Below are 21,136 nucleotides of genomic sequence, written 5' to 3' on the forward strand. Positions count from 1 at the left end.
GCCAAGATCATTGAATAATTTCCTTGATCTTTGTGTCGCGGGCGGCTACATAAGCCGCCCGCGATACTTTTTGCGGCAATCGTCAACTCCAGTTGAGGGGCCGGTGTCCTTTTGAGGGCTCCGGTACATAATTACATGGATAGTCAGAACATTCGCATTCGCCTGAAGGCGTTTGACCATCGCGTGCTGGACCAGTCCACGCGCGAGATCGTCAATACGGCGAAGCGCACTGGCGCAGAGGTCCGCGGCCCGATTCCGCTGCCGACCCGCATAGAAAAATACACTGTTCTGCGGTCTCCGCATATTGACAAAAAGTCACGTGAACAGTTCGAAATCCGTACGCACAAGCGTCTTCTCGACATTGTCGACCCGACTCCGCAAACCGTTGATGCTTTGATGAAGCTCGACCTTGCTGCCGGTGTCGATGTCGAGATCAAGCTTTAATCGGGAGTAAGCCGCAATGCGTAGTGGACTTATTACCCAGAAAGTCGGCATGACCCGCGTCTTCACGGACGAGGGTGTGCATATTCCTGTGACCGTTCTGAAGGTTGATAATCTTCAGGTCGTTGCGAACCGTACCAACGACGTCGACGGTTACGTTGCCGTACAGCTGGGTTACGGCAAGGCAAAAGTTAAAAACGTGTCCAAGCCGATGCGTGGCCACTTTGCCAAAGCAAAAGTCGAACCGAAAGCCAAGCTTGTCGAATTCCGCGTTAGCGAAGACGGCCTGATTGAAGTTGGCGCTGAACTTTCAGCCGCTCACTTCGTTGAAGGCCAGTATGTCGACGTTACCGGTACCTCGATCGGTAAAGGCTTCGCCGGTGCGATGAAGCGTCACAATTTCGGTGGTTTGCGTGCGTCGCACGGTGTGTCTGTATCGCACCGTTCGCATGGTTCCACCGGTCAGTGCCAGGATCCTGGCCGCGTCTTCAAAGGTAAGAAGATGGCTGGTCACATGGGTGCTGCCCGCGTTACCGTCCAGAGCTTGAAAATCGTCGCTACCGACGAAGCCAAAGGTCTGGTTCTGGTGCACGGTGCTGTTCCGGGTCATTCGGGTGCGTATGTCCTTGTTAAGGATGCCGTGAAGCGGGTTGCACCGGAAGGTCTGCCGTTCCCGGCCGCGCTTAAGGGTGCTGCCCCGGTTGCTGAAGCAGCCGCCGAGGATAAGGAATAAGCATCATGAAGCTCGACGTATTGAATCTGGACGCTTCCAGCGCCGGCAATATTGATCTCGCAGAAGAGATCTTTGGTCTGGAAGTTCGTCGTGACATCCTTCACCGCATGGTGACCTGGCAGTTGGCAAAGCGCCGCGCCGGGACCCATAAGGTCAAGGAAAAAAGCGAAATTTCCGCAACCACGAAAAAATTCGTGCGGCAGAAGGGCAGTGGCGGTGCACGTCATGGTTCCCGTAAGGCTGTACAGTTCCGTGGTGGTGGTGTTGCGCATGGTCCGCGCGTTCGTGACCATTCGCATGATCTGACCAAGAAATTCCGTAAACTCGCGCTGAAGACGGCTTTGTCGGCTAAAGCAAAGGACGGTAAACTTATCGTTCTTGATAATGCGGACTTCTCGGATTCGAAGACCAAGGCTCTGGCTGTAGTTTTCTCTAAACTCGGCTGGAAATCGGCATTGATCATCGACGGTGCATCGGTCAACGAAGGTTTTGCTCGCGCAGCGCGCAACATCCCGCAGATTGATGTTCTGCCGCAGGTTGGTGCCAACGTCTATGACATCCTGCGCCGTGACACCCTGGTGCTGACCAAGGGTGCGGTCGAAGCGTTGGAGGCACGTCTCAAATGACGATCATCAGCAAAGAGCGGATGTACGAAGTCATCCGCGCCCCGCATATTACTGAAAAGTCGACGCTGATTTCTGAACACAACGCTGTTGCGTTCAAAGTCGCTATCGACGCCACCAAGCCGGAAATCAAGGCTGCTGTGGAAGGTCTGTTCGGGGTGAAGGTCAAGGCGGTTAACACCTCAGTGGTGAAAGGCAAGACCAAGCGTTTTCGTGGTACTGCCGGCCGTCGGAGTGATTTCAAGAAAGCGATGGTTACCCTCGAAGAGGGTCAATCCATCGATGTGACGACGGGAATCTAAGACATGGCTTTGAAGAAGTTTAAACCAACATCTCCTGGTCGCCGTCAGCTGGTTCTTGTCGATCGCTCCGATCTCCACAAGGGCAAGCCGATCAAAGCGCTGACCGAAGGTCTGCGCAAGAAAGGCGGCCGTAACAACGCTGGTCGTATCACCGCACGTCGTATCGGTGGTGGTCACAAGCGTCGTTACCGCATCATCGACTTCAAACGTAACAAGTTTGACGTCGTCGGTACGGTCGAACGTCTGGAATACGATCCGAACCGCACGGCATTTATTGCCCTGGTTCGTTATTCCGATGACGAGCTGGCCTACATCCTCGCACCGCAGCGTCTCGCAGTTGGCGACAAGGTTGTCGCTTCCGACCGCGTAGACATTAAGCCGGGTAACGCCGCACCGCTGAAGAATATTCCGGTCGGTACCATTGTCCATAACGTCGAACTGAAAGCCGGTAAAGGTGGACAGGTCGCACGGTCGGCAGGCGCCTATGTGCAGCTCGTCGGTAAGGACCAGGGTTACGCCCAGCTTAAGCTGTCCTCCGGTGAGGTGCGTTTGGTTCGTGGTGAATGCATGGCGACCATTGGTGCCGTGTCCAACCAGGACCAGCAAAATACGAATCTTGGTAAGGCTGGCCGTAATCGCTGGCTTGGTAAGCGTCCGTCGGTTCGTGGTGTTGCCATGAACCCGATCGATCACCCGCATGGTGGTGGTGAAGGCCGTACTTCGGGTGGTCGTCACCCGGTTACGCCTTGGGGCAAGCCGACCAAGGGTAAACGCACCCGCTCGAACAAAAAGACTGACGCGCTCATCATGCGCCGTCGTCATAAGAGCTAACGGAGGAGGCTAGACAATGGCGCGTTCCGTTTGGAAGGGTCCGTTTGTAGATGGATACCTTCTTAAGAAAGCCGATACAGTCCGTGCCTCTGGCCGGAATGAGGTAATTAAGACCTGGTCGCGGCGCTCGACGATTTTGCCGCAATTCGTAGGCCTCACTTTTGGGGTTTACAATGGCCAGAAGTTCCTTCCGGTACTCGTGACCGAAGACATGATTGGTCACAAGTTCGGTGAGTTCTCGCCGACCCGGACCTATTATGGTCATGCGGCCGACAAAAAGGCGAAGAGGAAGTAACGATGGGCAAGAAAGCTGACATCCGTCGGCTGGCGGATAACGAGGCTGCGGCTTCGCTCCGGGCAGTACGCATTTCCCCGCGTAAGCTCAACCTCGTCGCCGAGTCGATTCGTGGGAAGAAGGCAGAAACTGCTTTGGCAGAACTGACCTTCTCCAACAAGCGTATTTCGAATGACGTCAAGAAGTTGTTGGAGTCGGCAATTGCGAATGCCGAAAACAACCACCAGCTTGATGTCGACCGTCTGTACGTAAAAGAGGCGTCTGTTGGTAAGGCATTTGTGATGAAACGCTGGCGTGCCCGTGCACGTGGTCGCGTTGGCAAGATCATTAAGCCGTTCTCCAACATCCGCATCGTTGTTTGCGAACGTGAGGGGGCCGAATAATGGGTCAGAAAGTTAATCCGATCGGCCTGCGCGTTGGCATCAACCGTACCTGGGATTCCCGCTGGTACGCCAACAAGGCTGATTTCGCCGGTCTTCTTCACGAAGATCTGGCAATCCGCAAATTCATCATGGAACGTCTGAAACAAGCAGGCGTCTCCAAGGTGATTATCGAACGTCCTGCCAAAAAAGCCCGGATTTCGATCCACAGTGCCCGTCCGGGTGTTGTGATCGGCAAAAAGGGCCAGGACATCGAAAAGCTCAAGAATGATCTGCAGAAGCTGGCAAATGCCGAAGTGCAGGTTAACATCATCGAAATCCGCAAGCCGGAAGTCGATGCAAAGCTGGTCGCTGACAACATCGCCCAGCAGCTTGAGCGTCGCGTTTCCTTCCGTCGCGCCATGAAGCGGTCGGTTCAGAATGCCATGCGCCTTGGCGTTGGTGGTATTCGGATCAACGCTGCCGGGCGTCTCGGCGGGGCTGAAATTGCTCGTACCGAATGGTATCGTGAAGGTCGGGTTCCGTTGCACACGCTGCGTGCGGATATCGATTACGGCACTTCTGAAGCACACACCACCTATGGTGTTTGCGGTCTGAAGGTCTGGATCTTCAAGGGCGAAATCATGGCTCATGATCCGTTGGCTTCCGAGCGCCGTGCGCTCGAGTCGGCTGGTTCTGGCCGCAAGTAAGGAGATAGAAAGATGCTTTCTCCGAAACGCACAAAGTTCCGTAAAGCCCATAAGGGACGCCTTAAAGGCGAAGCAAAAGGTGGCACGGATCTTAATTTCGGCGCTTATGGCTTGAAAGCCTTGGAACCGGAGCGTATAACGGCGCGTCAGATCGAAGCGGCTCGTCGCGCGATCACTCGTCACATCCGCCGTCAAGGTCGGGTGTGGATCCGTGTTTTCCCGGATCTGCCGGTTTCGCAAAAGCCTGCCGAGGTTCGTCAGGGTAAAGGTAAGGGTTCTGTCGAATATTGGGCAGCCCGCGTCAAACCCGGTCGGATTATGTTTGAACTCGACGGTGTTCCGCTGGATCTTGCACGCCGGGCTTTCGAGCTCGCTTCGGCTAAGCTGCCGATCAAGACCAAGTTTGTCACGCGTCTTGGTGAAGGGGAGTAATTAGTGATGAAAGTTGCTGATCTCCGCGCTAAAAGCGCCGATGAACTGAAAGAAATGCTGCTCGATCTACGGAAGGAGTCGTTTAACATGCGATTCCAACAGGCGACCGGTCAGTTCGAAAATACTGCGCGGGTCCGTCAGGTCCGTCGTGATATTGCCCGCATCAAAACCCTTCTCGGAAACGAGAAGGGTGCCAGCGCGGCCTAACAGGACACGCATAGGAGTTAAGACACATGCCGAGGCGTGTATTGCAGGGGACAGTCGTTTCGACCAAAAACGACAAGACTGTGGTGGTCCGTGTGGAACGCCAGGTCATGCACCCGCTGTATAAAAAGTACGTGCGCAAGTCGAAGAAATTCCACGCGCATGATGAAGAGAACCGCTTCAAGACGGGTGACGTCGTTCGTATTCGCGAATGCCGGCCGATCTCGAAATTGAAGTCTTGGGAAGTAGTGGTCGAGGAGTGAGTCCTCAGCCCAATTATAGTCAAGGGGTAAACCCATGATCCAGATGCAGTCCAATCTGGACGTCGCCGACAACAGCGGCGCTCGCCGTGTCCAGTGCATCAAGGTACTGGGCGGCTCGAAGCGTAAAACCGCCAATGTTGGTGATGTTATCGTGGTTTCCGTCAAGGAAGCCATCCCGCGCGGTCGTGTTAAGAAGGGTGCAGTTCACAAAGCTGTCATCGTTCGGACCGCAAAGGAAATTCGCCGCTCTGACGGGTCTGCGATCCGTTTCGACCGCAACGCAGCCGTGTTGATCAACAACAACGGTGAGCCGATCGGTACACGTATTTTCGGCCCGGTAACCCGTGAACTTCGTTCGCGTGGTTACATGAAGATCATTTCGCTCGCTCCGGAGGTGCTGTAATGGCTGCCAAAATTAAAAAGGGTGATCGCGTTATTGTTCTGACGGGTAAAGACAAGGGTAAAACCGGCGAAGTTATCGCCGCTTTCCCGACCGAAAATAAGGTATTGGTACAGGGCGTTAACCTGGTGAAGCGTCACCAGCGTGCGTCCGGCTCTGACACCGGTGGTATCGTCGAGAAGGAAGCGAAAATTAACGTTTCCAATATCGCGATTGTTGATCCGAAAGAAAACAAGCCGACCCGCGTCGGTTTCAAGACCCTCGATGATGGTCGCAAGGTTCGCGTTGCGAAGCTCAGCGGCGAAGTCATCGACAACTGAGGGACGGAAAAATGACGCGCCTGCGCGAACATTACAAGTCAGTGGTGCGTGATGCACTCCAGAAAGAATTCTCTTACGAGAATGTTATGGAGATTCCGCGCCTTGAAAAGATCGTGATCAATATGGGTGTCGGCGACGCCACCCAGGATCGCAAAAAGCTGGAAGGTGCCGCTGCGGATCTCGCGGCCATCACCGGTCAGAAACCTGTCTTTACCAAAGCGAAGAAGTCCGTTGCGGCTTTCAAACTGCGTGAAGGCATGAATATCGGTTGTAAAGTGACCTTGCGTCGCGACCGTATGTTCGAATTTTTGGATCGTCTCGTGACGATCGCGCTTCCGCGCGTTCGTGACTTCCGCGGTCTGAACAAGAAATCCTTCGATGGTCGTGGCAACTTTGCCATGGGCCTCAAGGAACAGTTCGTCTTTCCCGAAGTCGAGTACGACAAAGCCGACTCGGCTCGCGGGATGGATATCATCATTTGTACCACGGCTAAGTCCGACGGTGAAGCTCTGGCCCTTCTTAAGGGTTTTGATCTTCCGTTCGGAAACTAACGGAGGTTGGCCCATGGCCAAGAAAAGTGCCGTCCAGCGCGAGCTTAAACGCGAGCGTCTGGCAAAGCAGTATGCCAACAAGCGTGCTGCCCTGAAGTCGATCATCGACAACCGCGAGACTTCGTTTGAAGATCGTGTCGTTGCTGTGATGAAACTTGCCCAGCTGCCCCGCAACTCGGCTCCGAACCGTCAGCGTATTCGCTGCCTGGTTTCGGGTCGTCCGCGTGGGGTCTATCGTAAATTCCGCCTGTCCCGTATCGCTCTGCGTGAACTTGCTTCGCGTGGTCAGATCCCGGGCATGGTGAAGTCCAGCTGGTAAGGAGGACATCACATGTCTATGACTGATCCCGTAGGCGATATGCTCACGCGTATCCGTAACGGTCAGCGCGTTGGCAAGTCCAACGTTGTCTCGCCGGCTTCCAAACTGCGTCTCGGCGTGCTGGACGTTCTCCAGCGCGAAGGGTTTATTCGCGGTTATTCTGTCAGTGAAATTCGCAAGGGCGTCAGCGAGATTGCTATTGAACTCAAATATTTTGAAGGCAATGGCGTAATCAAGCAGATCGACCGCGTCTCGACCCCGGGTCGTCGTGTATATTCGAAGATCAAAGATCTTCCGAAGGTATATAACGGTCTCGGTATCGCTGTTCTTTCTACTCCGAGGGGTGTTCTTTCGGATCAGGAGGCTCGCGAGCAAAATGTCGGCGGCGAAATCCTCTGCAAGGTATTCTAAGGAGAGGGCCAACGATGTCGCGAGTAGGAAAAAATCCGGTGGCTGTGCCTAACGGCGTATCCATCAACCTGACCGAAGCAGTATTCAGTGCAAAAGGCAAGCTCGGTGAGCTCAGCCTGAACCTGACCTCGGATGTAACCGTTACCCAGGAAGATAATCAGATCTGGGTAAAACCGAACAATGACAGCAAGCGCGCTCGCGCGCTGTGGGGTACCACCCGTGCCAACATCGCCAACCTGGTTGCCGGTGTCTCGGAAGGTTTCACCCGCAAGCTTGAAATCACCGGTGTTGGTTACCGTGCCCAGGTCCAGGGTAACAAACTGGTTCTGCAGCTTGGTTTTTCGCACGACGTAGAAATGGACATTCCGTCCGGTATTTCTGTTGTTGCCGAAAAGCCGACCCTTATCGCCATTTCTGGCGCAGATAAACAGCTCGTTGGTCAGTTTGCGGCAAATGCCCGCGGCTGGCGCGGTCCGGAGCCTTACAAAGGCAAGGGTGTCCGTTACGAAGGCGAGTATATCTTGCGCAAAGAAGGCAAGAAGAAGTAAGGACTGGCACGATGAACAACGCGAGAAACCTTTTCGAACGTCGCAAGCGCCGCGTTCGTTTTGCGATCCGCCAGAAAGCGGCCGGTCGCCCGCGCCTCAGCGTTCACCGTTCGAACGCGCACATCTATGCGCAAATCATCGACGATCTGGCAGGCACCACTATTGCCTCCGCTTCGTCGCGTGAGAACGGTGATAAAGGCGGAAACGCCGATGCAGCTGTGTTGGTTGGCAAGGCGATTGCCGAACGTGCTGTTGCCGCTGGTGTCAAAACGGTCGTTTTCGATCGTGGCGGGTATTTGTTCCATGGCCGGGTGAAAGCTCTGGCCGATGCCGCCCGTGAGGGCGGTCTGGACTTCTAAGGAGCACGACCATGGCACGTAACCAAAATCAACAGCAAGCGCCGAAAAACCGCGAAGAGACTGAACTCGTTGACAAGCTGGTTGGTATCAACCGCGTCGCGAAGGTGGTCAAAGGCGGTCGTCGTTTTGCATTCTCCGCAATGGTTGTCGTTGGTGACCAGCGCGGTCGCGTCGGCTACGGCACGGGTAAAGCCCGTGAAGTTCCCGAAGCGATCCGCAAGGCTACCGAAGCAGCCAAGCGTAACATGATCCGCGTTCCCTTGCGCGAAGGTCGTACCCTTCACCATGACATTAACGGTCATTTCGGTGCAGGTCGCGTTCTTCTTCGTTCGGCTCCCGCCGGTACCGGTATTATTGCCGGTGGTGCAATGCGCGCGGTTTTCGAAACCATGGGTGTTCAGGACGTGGTTGCCAAGTGCACCGGGTCCAACAACCCCCACAACGTCATCCGTGCAACCCTCGACGCTCTGGTCAATGGCGCTTCACCGCGTCAGGTAGCGGCCAAGCGCGGTCTGAAGGTTGGCGATATCGTTGCCCGTCGCGATAGCGGTTCAGCAGCAGCTACGGCTGCCGCGGCTGCGCTCGAAAAGGAGTAATTCGATATGGCTGCTAGCAAAAAAGCGACCGTTCGCGTTACCCAGACCGGGTCGCCGATTGGACGTCCGGCAGACCAGCGTGCAACGCTGGTCGGTCTTGGTCTCAACAAGATGCACCGGACTCGTGAGCTGGAAGATACTCCGGCTGTTCGCGGAATGATCGCCAAGGTCAAACACCTCGTCCGTGTGGACGAGGCCTGATTGGCCCAGATCGAAAAGGTGTTGATTGATGAAACTCAACGAACTTGCTGATAACCCGGGCGCCCGCAAAGCGCGCACCCGTGTTGGTCGCGGCATTGGTTCGGGCAAAGGCAAAACTTCTGGCGCAGGTCAGAAGGGTCAGAAGTCCCGTTCCGGCGTAGCGATTTACGGTTTCGAAGGCGGGCAGATGCCGATTTATCGCCGCCTTCCGAAACGTGGCTTTAAAAACCCGTTCCGCAAGGAATATGGTGTGGTTAACCTGGGTACCCTTCAGACCGCCGTTGATAACGGTGTGCTTGAAGAAGGTGCAAATGTCACCATCGCCATCCTCGTGGAAAAAGGCCTGGCCCGTCCGCAGAAAGACGGCCTGCGTCTGCTCGCAAAGGGCGAACTTAAGGCGAAACTCGCGATCGAAATCACCGGTGCTTCCAAGTCAGCTATTGAAGCTGTCGAGAAAGCCGGCGGCTCGGTTACGGTTCTGGCTCCGGCAGCTGCCGCAGACGAAACCGCAGAGTAAGCCTCTGTAACGACGTGAGGGTCCGGTTCCATCTTGCATGGGCCCGGACCCTCCGGTTTTAGTGTATTGGGAGATGAGTGCATGGCATCGGCCGCCGAGCAGCTTGCCGCGAACCTGAACTGGTCGTCCTTTTCCAAGGCGACTGAGCTTAAAAAGCGTATCTGGTTCACTTTGGGGGCGCTTATTGTTTACCGTCTGGGGACCTATATTCCTGTTCCCGGCGTGGATCCGTCCATTCTTGCTGATATATTCCGGCAGAATGCGGGTGGTGTCCTTGGCATGTTTGACATGTTCGCAGGCGGCGCATTAAGCCGCATGACGATCTTCGCGTTGAACATCATGCCCTACATCTCGGCATCTATTATCATTCAGTTGATGACGACTGTTTCACCCGCTCTTGAGCAATATAAAAAAGAGGGTGAGCAGGGTCGTAAAAAAATTAATCAATATACCCGTTATCTGACGCTGGTCATTGCGACTGTACAGGCCTGGGGCATTGCTGTCGGGCTTGAAAGCATGTCAGGATCCAGCGGTGCTGCGGTTCATGACCCGGGGATGTTCTTCCGTGTCATTGCTGTTGTAACGCTGGTTGGCGGTACAATGTTCCTGATGTGGCTGGGCGAACAGGTTACCCAGCGTGGTATTGGTAATGGTATTTCCCTGATCATTTTCACCGGGATTGTTGCCAATCTGCCGCGTGCCATTGCCGGGACTCTTGAACTGGGTCGTACTGGTGCCTTGTCGGCGCTGGTTATTGTCGGCATCATTGTGATGGCCGTTGGTGTTATCGCCTTTATCGTCTTTATGGAACGTGCGCAGCGCCGGGTTCTGATCCAGTACCCGAAACGCCAGGTTGGCATGAAGGTGATGGAAGGGCAAAGCTCGCATCTGCCGCTCAAGATCAACACCGCTGGTGTGATCCCGCCGATTTTTGCAAGTTCTTTGCTGCTGATGCCTCTGTCTGTTGCGCAGTTCACGGCAGGTGCTGATGCCCCGGCTTGGCTGACGAGCGTGACCGCCGTTCTCGGTCGTGGACAGCCGCTTTATATCGCTCTTTATATTGCGCTGATCGTGTTCTTCTCGTTCTTTTATACGGCTGTTGTGTTCAATCCGGACGATACAGCTGACAATCTCAAGAAACATGGCGGTTTTATACCGGGTATTCGCCCTGGCAAAAATACGGCCGCACATCTTGATTTTATTCTGACCCGCCTGACGGTTTTGGGTGCCGCGTATCTGGCTTTTGTGTGTATTCTGCCAGAATTGCTGATCGCGGAATGGTCGGTGCCATTCTACTTTGGTGGTACTAGCTTACTGATCGTTGTCACGGTAACCATGGATACTGTTGCACAGATTCAGTCGCACATGCTGGCCCATCAGTATGAAGGCCTGATCAAGAAATCGAAACTGCGTGGACGCCGCCGCTAAGAAAGGTGCCGCGCGACTATCAGGGGGTAACGATGAACATTATCCTACTCGGCCCGCCCGGTGCCGGCAAAGGGACCCAGGCCAAACGGCTTGAAACGGGTCGCGGGATGATTCAGCTTTCTACCGGTGACATGCTGCGTGCAGCAGTTGCTGCCGGTACCGAGCTGGGCAAAAAAGCAAAGGAAGTCATGGATGCAGGGAATCTTGTATCCGACGATCTTATGATCGGTCTGATTTCCGAACGTCTTGACCAGGATGATACCAAAGGCGGTTTCATTCTGGACGGATTTCCACGTACCACAGCCCAGGCGGAAGCCCTGGATGTGATGCTGGAACAAAAAGGTCTTGAGCTGGATTACGTTGTTGAATTGCGTGTGGATGATGCGGCACTTGTACGTCGTGTTGTTGGCCGCTTTACCTGTGCCAAATGCGGGCAGGGGTATCATGACGAATTTCAGAAACCCAAGGTCGAAGGTGTTTGCGACGTTTGTGGCAGCACCGAATTTAAGCGTCGTGCAGACGACAACGCCGAAACGGTTACGTCCCGACTGGAAGCCTATCACAGGCAGACAGCCCCCATCATTCCGTACTACGAAAATGATGGAAAGCTGAAAACAGTTGACGGCATGGCCGAAATCGACGAAGTTACGCGCGAGATTGAAGCCATCCTGGGGTAATTTCCCGGGCTGGTTGCTTATTGCTTTGCGGGTTGGCGTTAGCTGGCCCGCTTGGCGTCTGCGATTGGCCCCACTGGATCTGCCGCAGGGTTTGTTAACAGGAAACAGGAGTCTCACACAGTGGCTCGTATTGCTGGCGTAAATATCCCGACTGCCAAGCGCGTCGTGATTGCGCTTACCTACATCACCGGTATTGGTCCGGCGAAAGCTAAAGAAATTTGCTCTAAAGCTGGTATCGAAGCGCAACAGCGTGTTCACCAGCTGAGCGACGATCAGGTTCTGCGTGTTCGCGAAGTAATCGATGCCGATTACGTCGTTGAGGGCGATCTGCGTCGTGAAACCGCAATGAACATCAAGCGTCTGATGGATCTGGGCTGCTATCGTGGCCTGCGTCATCGTCGCGGTCTGCCGGTGCATGGTCAGCGTACCCACACCAATGCCCGCACCCGTAAGGGCCCGGCTAAGCCGATTGCTGGCAAGAAGAAGTAAGGTAGGGGAACGATTATGGCAAAAGCACCTCAGACTCGTGTGCGTCGCCGCGAACGTAAGAATATTACGAACGGCATCGCCCACGTAAACGCAACCTTCAATAACACCATGGTTACCATCACCGACGTTCAGGGCAACACCATTGCCTGGTCGACTGCTGGTGGCATGGGTTTCCGTGGTTCGCGTAAATCCACGCCTTATGCAGCCCAGATGGCTGCTGAAGACGCTGGTAAAAAAGCCGCTGAACACGGAATGAAGACTCTTGAAGTCGAAGTCAAAGGCCCGGGTTCGGGACGTGAATCGGCTTTGCGTGCGCTTCAGGCTGTCGGCTTTAACATCACGTCGATCAAAGACGTGACGCCGATTCCGCACAATGGTTGCCGTCCGCGCAAGCGTCGTCGCGTCTAATCGCGCCGATCTGCGGACGACCCGCGTATAGGCCCGGGAGACCGGGCCTGTTCGCGTTTCTCGTTGGGGTGCGTTGCACCTCACATTACCCTAGGCTCCAGTTGCGAAGGTGGGTCTCGTGATTCAGAAGAACTGGCAGGAACTGATTAAGCCGACAAAGCTTGATGTTACCCCGGGTACGGACGCCAGCCGCGTCGGTACGATCGTGGCTGAACCGCTGGAGCGCGGTTTTGGTCAGACCCTGGGCAACGCGCTGCGTCGCATTCTGCTGTCATCCCTCCAGGGGGCAGCGGTTACTGCAATCCAGATCGATGGCGTTTTGCACGAATTCTCGTCAATTCCCGGGGTCCGGGAAGATGTCACCGACATTATCCTGAACATTAAAACCCTGGGCGTGCGTATGCATGCCGAAGGTCCGAAGAAAATGACCCTGAAGGCGACCGGCCCTGGTGCCGTTACCGCGGGTCAGATTGAAACCGGTGCGGATATCGAAATCCTCAACCCGGGTCTTGAGCTGTGCCACCTTGACGATGGTGCAACGCTCAACATCGAATTTACCGTTGAAATCGGCAAGGGCTATGTTGCTGCGACTGCGCACCGCTCTGCTGATGCACCGATTGGCCTGATTCCGATTGATGCCATTTTCAGCCCGATCCGCAAGGTCGCTTACAAGGTTGAAAATACCCGTGTTGGCCAGGATACCGATTTCGACAAATTGTCGATCACTGTTGAAACCAACGGTTCGGTTACCCCGGAAGATTCGGTCGCCCTTGCTGCGCGTATTTTGCAGGACCAGTTGTCGCTGTTCGTGAACTTCGAAGAACCCGAAGCGGTTGTCGAAGAGAAGAAAGAAGACGAACTGCCGTTCAACAAAAACCTGCTGCGTAAGGTTGATGAACTTGAACTGTCTGTTCGTTCGGCAAACTGCCTGAAGAACGACAACATCATTTACATCGGTGATCTGGTTCAGAAGTCCGAAGCAGAAATGCTCCGTACGCCGAACTTTGGTCGTAAGTCGCTGAACGAAATCAAGGATGTTCTGGCTCAGATGGGTCTGCATCTCGGGATGGAAGTCGGCGGTTGGCCGCCCGAAAATATCGAAGATCTGGCACGCAAGTTCGAAGACCCGTTCTAGGACGGGCCTTCGGCCTTCGGGTCGATATGGAACGCATTCTGCGGTCCAGCACAGGATGAAAATCCTGATCGGGCGTAATTGCCCACACCGTACGTGCATGACCTGGTTTCAGGGTGGCGTTACGGTTTCACAATCGGTTTCGCGCGCGAAGCCAAGCCAGAAGGAGAGTTCCCATGCGTCACGGTATGCAAGGCCGTAAACTTAATCGGACGAAGTCCCATCGTAAGGCAATGTTTGCCAACATGGCTGTTTCGTTGATCACTCACGAACAGATCAAGACGACTCTTCCGAAGGCCAAAGATCTTCGCCCGTATGTCGAAAAACTGATTACGCTGGGCAAGCGGGGCGACCTGCATGCACGCCGTCAGGTGCTTTCGACCCTGCGTGACGAAACGGCTGTTTCCAAGCTGTTCAGCGTTATTGCTGAGCGCTATAAAGACCGTAGTGGTGGTTACACCCGCGTTCTTAAAGCCGGTTTCCGTTACGGCGATGCGGCTCCCGTTGCACTGATCGAACTTGTCGATCGTGACCCGGAAGCAAAAGGCGCAGAAGACCGCGCCCGCCTCGAAGCAGAGGGCGAAGCCGAAGGTTCGGACGAATAAGTCCGGTTACCTTGGCCTAAGAAACAGACGGGCGGTGCTTTTGGCACCGTCCGTTTTTTTATGCCTTTTCGCTATTGGTTGAGATCCGCGATAAGGGGCCGGTGTGGATGTCGGCATGGTAAAACATCAAGGTTATTGGTGCAGATTTGGCGTTGTTGGCGGTCGGTGGTTGCGGGCGCCGGGTTTTGGGCCTAAATCTTTTGGGTCCCAGGGTTTTCAAAACCAATGTGAATTGGCGGTGCTTTTTCCGTCTGTTGTTCCGGTTGCTGTCCAAGTGCCGGACGGGCGGAAAATGATCCGTTAAAACAAACTGTCCGCCCGCACGGACAGACGATGCACAGACCATCACAGGATTTGAAAACCACCCATCTCAAGCATGGAAGAGAGAAACGTGCAGGCAAAAAAGATCGGAATGTTCGCGTTGGTACTGTCAATGGGGATGGCAGTGCTGGCAGGGGGATTGCATCATCAGGCCGCCGCATCCGAACGGCGATTGCCGACAAGTGATGCCGAAATCAAAATGTCGTTTTCGCCGCTGGTCAAACAAACGGCACCCACGGTGGTAAATATTTTTACCAAAAAGGTGGTGACTTCGCGCCCGGCCAATCCTTTTATGAACGACCCGTTTTTCAGCCAGTTTTTTGGGAACCGGTTTGGCGGGGCGTTCGGGGCGCCGCGCCAGCGTATTGAACGGTCCCTTGGTTCCGGGGTGATTGTGTCGCCAGATGGCACAATTGTGACCAACCGGCATGTCATTGACGGTGCCAGTGAAATTCGTGTTGTGCTGCATGACCGGCGAGAATTCGACGCCAAACTTGTTGGTGCTGATGAACGCACCGACCTTGCCGTTCTTAAGCTGATTGATGTGCAGGATGCCTTGCCCACATTGAAACTGGGCGATTCTGATGATGTCGAAGTCGGTGATCTGGTGTTGGCCATCGGTAACCCGTTCGGTGTGGGTCAGACCGTAACCAGCGGTATTGTTTCCGCGTTGGCCCGCGCCGGTGTTACCGGGCAGGATTATCAGTCTTTCATTCAAACAGACGCGGCGATTAACCCTGGTAATTCGGGCGGGGCGCTGATTGACATGAACGGTGATCTGGTGGGGGTTAATTCGGCAATTTTCACCAAATCAGGCGGGTCAAACGGTATTGGTTTTGCCATTCCGGTGAATATGGTCAAGGTTGTCATGCGTGGCCTGATCAGCGGCGATTTGCGCCGGCCATGGCTAGGCGCATCGGGGCAGACCGTAACTGCCGATTTGGCCCGGTCGCTGGAACTTGAACGTCCCGGCGGTGTTTTGATTAATGCGGTACATCCACAAAGCCCGGCTAGCCGGGCTGGCCTGAAAGCCGGTGATGTTGTTATTGCGGTAAACGGGCTTGAGGTCGACGACCCCAATGGCCTTCGGTTTCGCATTGCAACGCTGGAGGCAGCGGGCGATGCTGTTTTAACGGTTTTACGGGATGGTAAAAAGCAGGATATATCGGTTCCGCTGGAGGTTGCACCCGAAACCCCGGCACGTGACGAAACCGTTATTGGTGGTCGGAACCCGTTTGGGTCGGCAAAAGTTGCCAATCTGAACCCGGCATTGGCCGATGAACTGGGCATTGATACCCTGATCACCGGTGTTATTGTTCTGGAGGTGCCAGGTAACAGTTTGGCGCGGCAGGCGCGGCTGAAACCGGGTGATTTAATTACCGAAGTGAACAAAACACGTATCGGCAGCGTTGATGATTTGAAAAAAGCCCTGCGCAAGGGTGAAAAAGGCCGTAACTGGTCTATCGCAGTCAAGCGCGACGGTAAAATCCTGACAGCGGATTATACGTTGTAGGATAATGATACCGCGTGTTCCGGCGTGTAATTTCTTCGGGACACCCCATAAATATGCGCACATTGAGGTGCGAAAGGTTAAAAGGCAGGCATGGTATCGTTGTTTGAAAGTCAGGTTGCCCGCCCGTTGGCAGATCGGCTGCGCCCGCGCAAGCTGACCGAGGTGGTGGGGCAGGATCATCTGTTTGGTGATGATGGTCCGCTGACCCGGATGACACAAACCCGGCGTGTGCCGTCGGTCGTTCTGTGGGGGCCGCCGGGCTGTGGTAAAACCACGCTGGCCCGCCTGATGGCCGATATTGCCGATATGGCGTTTGAGCCGCTTTCAGCTATTTTTTCCGGTGTTGCCGATTTGCGCAAGGTGTTCGAGCGTGCGCGCGGTCGGCGGGCTACCGGGGCCAGTACCCTGTTATTTGTCGATGAAATTCACCGTTTCAACAAGGCCCAGCAAGACAGCTTTTTGCCCTATGTGGAAGATGGCACCATCACCCTGATCGGGGCGACCACCGAAAACCCGTCATTCGAGCTTAATGCAGCGTTATTGTCGCGAAGCCAGGTTTTGGTGTTAAAGCGCCTTGATGACCCGGCACTGGAAGAATTGTTAAAACGCAGCGAAGCCGAAATGGGCTTTGAATTGCCTTTAACCGATGAAGCCCGGATTACCCTGCGTGCCATGGCCGATGGTGATGGGCGTTATTTGCTTAATATGGCCGAAGAACTATTTATGTTGCCTGCCAGTGATGATGGGCCGCTTGGCGTTGCCGAACTGTCGCGTGTGGTGCAAAAACGTGTACCAATTTATGATAAGGGTGATGACAGCCATTATAACCTGATCAGTGCGCTGCATAAATCGGTGCGCGGATCGGACCCGGATGCCGCATTATACTGGTTTAACCGGATGTTGGCCGGCGGCGAAGACCCGAAATATGTCGCCCGGCGATTATTGCGCATGGCCATCGAGGATATTGGCCTGGCCGACCCGCAAGCGCAGCAAATGTGCCTGGGGGCGTGGCAAAGTTATGAACGCATGGGCAGCCCCGAGGGCGAACTGGCCCTGGGGCAGGCGGTGATTTATCTGGCACTCGCCCCAAAATCCAACGCCGGTTACAACGCTTATAACCGTTCGGCCAAAATCGCACGAGATACCGGGTCATTAACCCCGCCATCGCATATCCTGAATGCGCCCACCAAACTGATGAAAGAAATTGGTTATGGCACGGGTTATGCCTATGACCATGATCAGGAAGACGGTTTTTCCGGGCAAAACTATTTCCCCGAAGGTATGCGCCGGCAGCAATTTTATGAACCGGTTGAACGCGGGTTTGAACGCGATTTACGCAAGCGCGTGGATTATTTTGCCCGTTTGCGTCGGGAACGGCAAAAACGTGCTTCGGATGATTAGATAAAAAACGGAAACAAACATGTGCGTAGTGGAAGGATAGTCTGGTTTCTGGAAATTGCTATGGTGTGCCCATAACAACATATTCAGTCTGGAGACTTTCCCCATGAGCACTATTTTGCATATCGATCCGTCTGTAAACGGCGAAAATTCCAAAAGCCGCCAGTTGGCCCTGAAACTTATTGAACGTATTAAAGCCGCTGATTCATCGGCATCGGTGACCTCGCGGGTGTTGAATGCCAATGTGGCGCCGGCGCTTAGCGGCGACGTTGTTGGCGCTTATTACACCCCGGCCGATAGCCGTAGTGACGCACAAAAGGCCCTTTTGGCAAATTCCGATACCCTGGTTGGCGAATTGCAGGCCGCAGACACCGTGGTTATCGGGGTGCCGATGTATAATTTCGCCATTCCGTCGACCCTGAAAGCCTGGAACGACATGGTTGCCCGTGTTGGCGTAACCTTTAATTACACCGAAAATGGCCCGGTCGGCGCGCTGACTGGTAAAAAGGCCTATCTGGTTGTCGCAACTGGCGGCGTTCCGGTGAACAGCCCGGCCGATTTCGCCACCCCGTATATGAAACAGTTTCTGGCCTTTATCGGGATTACCGATGTGACGGTTGTTGAAGCATCGGGTTTTGCGATTGACGCAGAAAAGGCAATGGCAACGGCACTTGCCAATGTGGACGCTGTGGCATTGCCTGTCGCAGCCTGACACGCAATTGACGACGGAATGTAACGTAACGTTTCCCGCGTCTAATTCCCTCGTGCGTTGCATTTGATGTGAAAGACCGGCGTGTTCATGCGCCGGTCTTTTGTTTTTGCAGCCATTGTCGTTGAATATCCTTTGGTTCTAACGGGCTATCTGGCAAAGTGTGCCGGTACTCGGGGAAGAGACAAGGGGATATGTGTGTCGCGGTTTGTAATTTTGATGATGTGGCTTGTGGCGGTTGTAGGCCTGACATTTGCAGGCGTACGATTTAGCGGGTTGCTTGATTCAATGCTGCCCGCAGGGGAACCCGAAATTCCCCGCTTTTCGCCGGAAATGGTCTTGCCTGCCCAACCCAATTTTTATCTGGTATGTGGTGGTAATCATTGTCCCCCGGCTATTCGCAAGGTTGAAAGCCCGGTTTTCCCCGTTAGTGCCGCCCAGCTTTTTAGCCGGATCGAGGAAGTCGTGGCGCCGATGGGCGGCAAGGTGACCTTCCGTAATGGTGAAACCCTGCATTTGCGCCTTGTTTTTCGCAGCCCGGTTTTCCGCTTTCCCGACTGGGTTGATTTGCAGGCGACCCCGGTTGAAGACAATACCAGCCAGCTTTTGGGATATAGCCGGTCAGTTTATGGTGCCGATGATTTTGGGACGAATGAAGCCCGCCTGAAAAAGCTGCTTGGCCAGCTTGCCGAAATTACCCGGCCAAAGGCTGCAAATTAAAATTCCACTTCAGATAACGGTGGTCTGCGACAAATACTTGATCCCGATGCACGGCCAGATCCGGCCTTGTCGTTTGCGGTGCTATTTTGAATAGCCTGATGCTATATGGCCTCGCCAATGGCATTTGTTGAATGGTTTTGGCGGCCAACTGGCAATAAATCGGGGTTTATCGGGCCTTGCAGCCTGAATTATGACGATCATATTGCCTGAATTGCCATCCTCTGATACATCCGGGGCTGCGCACGCCGCTTTTGCGCCGGTTATGGCATGTTGGCAACGGGGCAGATGCGCAGGAACGGTTTCATTTCATTTGATCCGTGCGAAGGTGCTTGTCGCCCGTGCGGTTTTCGCATGTGACATTTGAACAATGAAGGACTAGCTTCCCGGCCATGCAATTTTCACCGATTATTTTTGCCTGTGTTGCCCTTGGCGGGGCGTTGGGCGCGATGTCGCGTTATGTTGTTTCAGGCTGGTTTAACGCAGCCCTGGGGCATGGGTTTCCGTGGGGTACCTTTGCCGTCAATATTATCGGTTCGTTCATTATGGGACTGGTAATTGAGCTGGGCGCACTTAAATTTTCGATAGGGCCTGAAATTCGCGCAGTTGTTATTACAGGGTTTTTAGGGGCGTTTACCACGTTTTCGACCTTTTCCCTGGATGTTGCGACGCTATACGAGCGCGGCAGCTTCGCGCTGGCGGCCCTTTATGTCACAGTATCGGTTTTTGTTGGCATTTCCGCCCTGTTCGGGGCAATGGCATTAGTACGAGGAGCCGTCCAATGAGCGGTGTTACCCTGCGTCGGGTCAAGGCGGACGAGGCGGAACTTCGCCTGGATCGCTGGTTCAAGCGCAACTGCCCGGAATTTACATTTGGTCAGGTCCAGAAATTTTTGCGCGGCGGACAAATCCGTGTGGATGGCAAACGCGCCAAGGCCAACCAGCGGGTTGAGACGGGCCAGGAAATTCGGGTGCCACCAGCCCCTGTTATGTCAGGTGGCGGCGAGACCGCATGGCGCGAAGGCGGTTATGAGCCGCGCGTTAAAACCGGCCCTGCGCGCGTTGATGCCAGCGAGGAAGACTTGCAGGCATTGCGTGATTCCGTGCTGTTTTATGATGAAGTTGTTCTGGCGATCAATAAACCGGCAGGTCTGGCCGTGCAGGGGGGCACCAATACCGCCCTGCATATCGACGGTATGCTAGATGCGCTGAAACTTGATAGCAAGGAACGGCCCAAGCTGGTTCACCGCCTTGATAAAGATACCAGTGGTGTGTTGTTGCTGGCCCGTTCGGCCTCGGCGGCGGCATCCCTGACCCGGGCATTTAAAGACAAAACCACACGCAAGCTGTATTGGGCGCTGGTTTCGGGAGCACCCGACGAGCGCGAAGGCCTGATTGACGCCCCGCTGGCCAAACAGGGCGGCAAGAGCGGTGAAAAAATGGTGATCGATACCAAGGAAGGTAAATCGGCACAGACGATTTATCGTCAGTTGGCCCGCGCCGGGCGCAAGGCCGCATGGCTGGCCTTATCACCATTGACCGGGCGAACACACCAGTTGCGCGCCCATTGCGAGGCCATCGGCTGCCCGATTTTGGGAGATGGCAAATACGGGGGCACCAAGGCCTTTCGCGATGGTTTGTCCAATCAGATGCATCTTCATGCCCGCGCAATCGATTTTCCGCACCCGGTAACGGGCTATCGCGTGATTATCGAGGCACCGGTGCCTGCGCATTTTAGCGAGAGCATGAAAACGCTAAATTTCGATGCGAAAACAGCCACCAAGTTTTTGACACCCGAAATTCACCGCGAAAAAGAGAAAAAACCATTCCGCCGGGAAGAATCCCGGCGGTAATGGCCTGTCTGCTGTTTGTTACAAACGGCTTGCCCCGGAATTTTTACATATGCATATGGCCGTTTGTTACGGGGCAAACCGGTTGATAAAGGCCTGATGAATGCATCTTAGCTGCGTGGCGTGGACATCCATGCCACGCAGGTCGCATTCCTTGGCGCGTTGCAGCAACATGTTGGCGATGCGCTGGCGTCCATGTACGCTGTGAACCAGATTTTCGCCTTCTTCAAGCGCACTGATAATCGGGATATGTTCACATTCGGCAATAGCGCAGATTTCGTCTTCGTTAAGGTCGCTAAAGTCAAAGCAGTCCTTCAGGGTAAGCATGGTTTCCTCCCCTCGTTTTCGGGGCCACGCCTTATTATACAATGAAAATCTAATAAATCGTAGTGCTGTTTATTTCCCTTTGGGTTGAGGGGGTTGCAGGATGCGCGCGCGTGGCGATCCTTTTGCGCTGAAGACTCGATCTTTGGTG

At 54.5% G+C, this 21,136-nt stretch carries 34 protein-coding genes; 33 read left to right on the plus strand and 1 reads right to left on the minus strand.

Going from position 1 to position 21,136, the window contains the following annotated elements:
* The first annotated feature begins 135 nt into the window (after nucleotides 1-135).
* The 33 genes from rpsJ to THS27_RS20300 all read left to right on the plus strand — a co-directional run bounded on the left by rpsJ (nucleotide 136) and on the right by THS27_RS20300 (nucleotide 20,664).
* The gene (rpsJ, locus tag THS27_RS20135; protein ID WP_007091508.1) at nucleotides 136-444 is read left to right on the plus strand and encodes a 30S ribosomal protein S10; all 309 of its coding nucleotides are present in this window, start codon (nucleotides 136-138) and stop codon (nucleotides 442-444) included.
* Between the two features lie 16 nt (nucleotides 445-460).
* A complete protein-coding gene (rplC, locus tag THS27_RS20140; RefSeq protein ID WP_085593865.1) occupies nucleotides 461-1,174 on the plus strand; it encodes a 50S ribosomal protein L3 in 714 nt (237 codons plus the stop codon).
* Nucleotides 1,175-1,179: 5 nt separating this feature from the next.
* Nucleotides 1,180-1,800, plus strand: a complete 621-nt coding sequence (gene rplD, locus THS27_RS20145) for a 50S ribosomal protein L4 (RefSeq protein ID WP_085585098.1) — start codon at nucleotides 1,180-1,182, stop codon at nucleotides 1,798-1,800.
* On the plus strand, nucleotides 1,797-2,099 hold the full coding sequence (locus THS27_RS20150; RefSeq protein WP_073953852.1) for a 50S ribosomal protein L23: 303 nt from the start codon (nucleotides 1,797-1,799) through the stop codon (nucleotides 2,097-2,099). Before rplD ends, THS27_RS20150 begins: the two co-directional genes overlap by 4 nt.
* 3 nt (nucleotides 2,100-2,102) lie before the next feature.
* Nucleotides 2,103-2,930 (plus strand): 50S ribosomal protein L2, encoded by an 828-nt coding sequence (gene rplB, locus THS27_RS20155; protein ID WP_085593866.1) that lies wholly within the window; start codon nucleotides 2,103-2,105, stop codon nucleotides 2,928-2,930.
* 16 nt (nucleotides 2,931-2,946) lie between these two features.
* Nucleotides 2,947-3,225 carry a 30S ribosomal protein S19 gene (gene rpsS, locus THS27_RS20160; protein WP_008892178.1) on the plus strand — a complete coding sequence of 93 codons (279 nt, stop codon included), beginning with the start codon at nucleotides 2,947-2,949 and terminating at the stop codon, nucleotides 3,223-3,225.
* Between the two features lie 2 nt (nucleotides 3,226-3,227).
* Entirely contained in the window at nucleotides 3,228-3,608 is a 381-nt protein-coding gene (gene rplV, locus THS27_RS20165; protein WP_085585092.1) for a 50S ribosomal protein L22, read from the plus strand.
* A complete protein-coding gene (gene rpsC, locus THS27_RS20170; RefSeq protein WP_085593867.1) occupies nucleotides 3,608-4,294 on the plus strand; it encodes a 30S ribosomal protein S3 in 687 nt (228 codons plus the stop codon). Before rplV ends, rpsC begins: the two co-directional genes overlap by 1 nt.
* Before the next feature lie 12 nt (nucleotides 4,295-4,306).
* Nucleotides 4,307-4,726 carry a 50S ribosomal protein L16 gene (gene rplP, locus THS27_RS20175; protein WP_073953856.1) on the plus strand — a complete coding sequence of 140 codons (420 nt, stop codon included), beginning with the start codon at nucleotides 4,307-4,309 and terminating at the stop codon, nucleotides 4,724-4,726.
* A gap of 6 nt (nucleotides 4,727-4,732) precedes the next feature.
* Entirely contained in the window at nucleotides 4,733-4,933 is a 201-nt protein-coding gene (gene rpmC, locus THS27_RS20180; RefSeq protein ID WP_073953857.1) for a 50S ribosomal protein L29, read from the plus strand.
* 26 nt (nucleotides 4,934-4,959) lie between these two features.
* Entirely contained in the window at nucleotides 4,960-5,193 is a 234-nt protein-coding gene (gene rpsQ / locus THS27_RS20185) for a 30S ribosomal protein S17 (RefSeq protein WP_007091498.1), read from the plus strand.
* Nucleotides 5,194-5,227: 34 nt separating this feature from the next.
* Nucleotides 5,228-5,596 carry a 50S ribosomal protein L14 gene (gene rplN / locus THS27_RS20190; RefSeq protein ID WP_085585086.1) on the plus strand — a complete coding sequence of 123 codons (369 nt, stop codon included), beginning with the start codon at nucleotides 5,228-5,230 and terminating at the stop codon, nucleotides 5,594-5,596.
* Nucleotides 5,596-5,913 (plus strand): 50S ribosomal protein L24, encoded by a 318-nt coding sequence (rplX, locus tag THS27_RS20195; protein WP_085593868.1) that lies wholly within the window; start codon nucleotides 5,596-5,598, stop codon nucleotides 5,911-5,913. The genes rplN and rplX overlap by 1 nt, the downstream gene beginning before the upstream one ends.
* Before the next feature lie 11 nt (nucleotides 5,914-5,924).
* Nucleotides 5,925-6,464 (plus strand): 50S ribosomal protein L5, encoded by a 540-nt coding sequence (rplE, locus tag THS27_RS20200; protein ID WP_085585082.1) that lies wholly within the window; start codon nucleotides 5,925-5,927, stop codon nucleotides 6,462-6,464.
* A gap of 13 nt (nucleotides 6,465-6,477) precedes the next feature.
* The gene (gene rpsN, locus THS27_RS20205) at nucleotides 6,478-6,783 is read left to right on the plus strand and encodes a 30S ribosomal protein S14 (RefSeq protein ID WP_085593869.1); all 306 of its coding nucleotides are present in this window, start codon (nucleotides 6,478-6,480) and stop codon (nucleotides 6,781-6,783) included.
* A 12-nt stretch (nucleotides 6,784-6,795) separates the two neighbouring features.
* Entirely contained in the window at nucleotides 6,796-7,194 is a 399-nt protein-coding gene (gene rpsH / locus THS27_RS20210) for a 30S ribosomal protein S8 (RefSeq protein ID WP_085593870.1), read from the plus strand.
* Between the two features lie 14 nt (nucleotides 7,195-7,208).
* Nucleotides 7,209-7,742, plus strand: coding sequence for a 50S ribosomal protein L6 (rplF, locus tag THS27_RS20215; protein WP_085593871.1), 534 nt, complete (start codon nucleotides 7,209-7,211; stop codon nucleotides 7,740-7,742).
* Nucleotides 7,743-7,753: 11 nt separating this feature from the next.
* Nucleotides 7,754-8,101, plus strand: coding sequence for a 50S ribosomal protein L18 (gene rplR / locus THS27_RS20220; protein ID WP_085585074.1), 348 nt, complete (start codon nucleotides 7,754-7,756; stop codon nucleotides 8,099-8,101).
* 11 nt (nucleotides 8,102-8,112) lie between these two features.
* Nucleotides 8,113-8,697, plus strand: a complete 585-nt coding sequence (gene rpsE / locus THS27_RS20225) for a 30S ribosomal protein S5 (protein WP_085593872.1) — start codon at nucleotides 8,113-8,115, stop codon at nucleotides 8,695-8,697.
* Nucleotides 8,698-8,703: 6 nt separating this feature from the next.
* The gene (gene rpmD, locus THS27_RS20230; RefSeq protein WP_073953866.1) at nucleotides 8,704-8,898 is read left to right on the plus strand and encodes a 50S ribosomal protein L30; all 195 of its coding nucleotides are present in this window, start codon (nucleotides 8,704-8,706) and stop codon (nucleotides 8,896-8,898) included.
* 28 nt (nucleotides 8,899-8,926) lie between these two features.
* Nucleotides 8,927-9,415: a 50S ribosomal protein L15 gene (gene rplO, locus THS27_RS20235; protein WP_085593873.1), complete on the plus strand. Its 489-nt coding sequence runs from the start codon at nucleotides 8,927-8,929 to the stop codon at nucleotides 9,413-9,415.
* An 81-nt stretch (nucleotides 9,416-9,496) separates the two neighbouring features.
* Nucleotides 9,497-10,843, plus strand: a complete 1,347-nt coding sequence (gene secY / locus THS27_RS20240; protein ID WP_085593874.1) for a preprotein translocase subunit SecY — start codon at nucleotides 9,497-9,499, stop codon at nucleotides 10,841-10,843.
* A 32-nt stretch (nucleotides 10,844-10,875) separates the two neighbouring features.
* The gene (locus THS27_RS20245; protein WP_085593875.1) at nucleotides 10,876-11,520 is read left to right on the plus strand and encodes an adenylate kinase; all 645 of its coding nucleotides are present in this window, start codon (nucleotides 10,876-10,878) and stop codon (nucleotides 11,518-11,520) included.
* A 120-nt stretch (nucleotides 11,521-11,640) separates the two neighbouring features.
* Nucleotides 11,641-12,009 carry a 30S ribosomal protein S13 gene (gene rpsM / locus THS27_RS20250; protein WP_085593876.1) on the plus strand — a complete coding sequence of 123 codons (369 nt, stop codon included), beginning with the start codon at nucleotides 11,641-11,643 and terminating at the stop codon, nucleotides 12,007-12,009.
* A gap of 15 nt (nucleotides 12,010-12,024) precedes the next feature.
* Nucleotides 12,025-12,417 (plus strand): 30S ribosomal protein S11, encoded by a 393-nt coding sequence (rpsK, locus tag THS27_RS20255; RefSeq protein ID WP_085585060.1) that lies wholly within the window; start codon nucleotides 12,025-12,027, stop codon nucleotides 12,415-12,417.
* Nucleotides 12,418-12,535: 118 nt separating this feature from the next.
* Nucleotides 12,536-13,552, plus strand: coding sequence for a DNA-directed RNA polymerase subunit alpha (locus THS27_RS20260; RefSeq protein WP_085593877.1), 1,017 nt, complete (start codon nucleotides 12,536-12,538; stop codon nucleotides 13,550-13,552).
* Between the two features lie 173 nt (nucleotides 13,553-13,725).
* Nucleotides 13,726-14,154 carry a 50S ribosomal protein L17 gene (rplQ, locus tag THS27_RS20265; RefSeq protein WP_085593878.1) on the plus strand — a complete coding sequence of 143 codons (429 nt, stop codon included), beginning with the start codon at nucleotides 13,726-13,728 and terminating at the stop codon, nucleotides 14,152-14,154.
* A 412-nt stretch (nucleotides 14,155-14,566) separates the two neighbouring features.
* Nucleotides 14,567-15,988 (plus strand): DegQ family serine endoprotease, encoded by a 1,422-nt coding sequence (locus tag THS27_RS20275; RefSeq protein WP_246833044.1) that lies wholly within the window; start codon nucleotides 14,567-14,569, stop codon nucleotides 15,986-15,988.
* A gap of 90 nt (nucleotides 15,989-16,078) precedes the next feature.
* A complete protein-coding gene (locus THS27_RS20280; protein WP_085593884.1) occupies nucleotides 16,079-17,389 on the plus strand; it encodes a replication-associated recombination protein A in 1,311 nt (436 codons plus the stop codon).
* 103 nt (nucleotides 17,390-17,492) lie between these two features.
* Complete coding sequence (locus THS27_RS20285) at nucleotides 17,493-18,098, plus strand: FMN-dependent NADH-azoreductase (RefSeq protein WP_085593886.1); 606 nt, start codon at nucleotides 17,493-17,495, stop codon at nucleotides 18,096-18,098.
* A 195-nt stretch (nucleotides 18,099-18,293) separates the two neighbouring features.
* Nucleotides 18,294-18,815, plus strand: a complete 522-nt coding sequence (locus tag THS27_RS20290) for a DUF1499 domain-containing protein (RefSeq protein ID WP_168184955.1) — start codon at nucleotides 18,294-18,296, stop codon at nucleotides 18,813-18,815.
* A 389-nt stretch (nucleotides 18,816-19,204) separates the two neighbouring features.
* Nucleotides 19,205-19,597 carry a fluoride efflux transporter CrcB gene (gene crcB / locus THS27_RS20295; RefSeq protein WP_085593890.1) on the plus strand — a complete coding sequence of 131 codons (393 nt, stop codon included), beginning with the start codon at nucleotides 19,205-19,207 and terminating at the stop codon, nucleotides 19,595-19,597.
* Nucleotides 19,594-20,664: an RluA family pseudouridine synthase gene (locus tag THS27_RS20300; protein ID WP_085593892.1), complete on the plus strand. Its 1,071-nt coding sequence runs from the start codon at nucleotides 19,594-19,596 to the stop codon at nucleotides 20,662-20,664. The genes crcB and THS27_RS20300 overlap by 4 nt, the downstream gene beginning before the upstream one ends.
* A 66-nt stretch (nucleotides 20,665-20,730) precedes the next feature.
* Here THS27_RS20300 and THS27_RS20305 read toward each other — a convergent pair whose 3' ends face one another.
* A complete protein-coding gene (locus THS27_RS20305) occupies nucleotides 20,731-20,988 on the minus strand; it encodes a hypothetical protein (protein ID WP_085593894.1) in 258 nt (85 codons plus the stop codon).
* Between the last annotated feature and the right edge of the window lie 148 nt (nucleotides 20,989-21,136).

It is taken from the genome of Thalassospira sp. MCCC 1A01428 (assembly GCF_002115825.1).
Taxonomy (GTDB): Bacteria; Pseudomonadota; Alphaproteobacteria; order Rhodospirillales; family Thalassospiraceae; genus Thalassospira.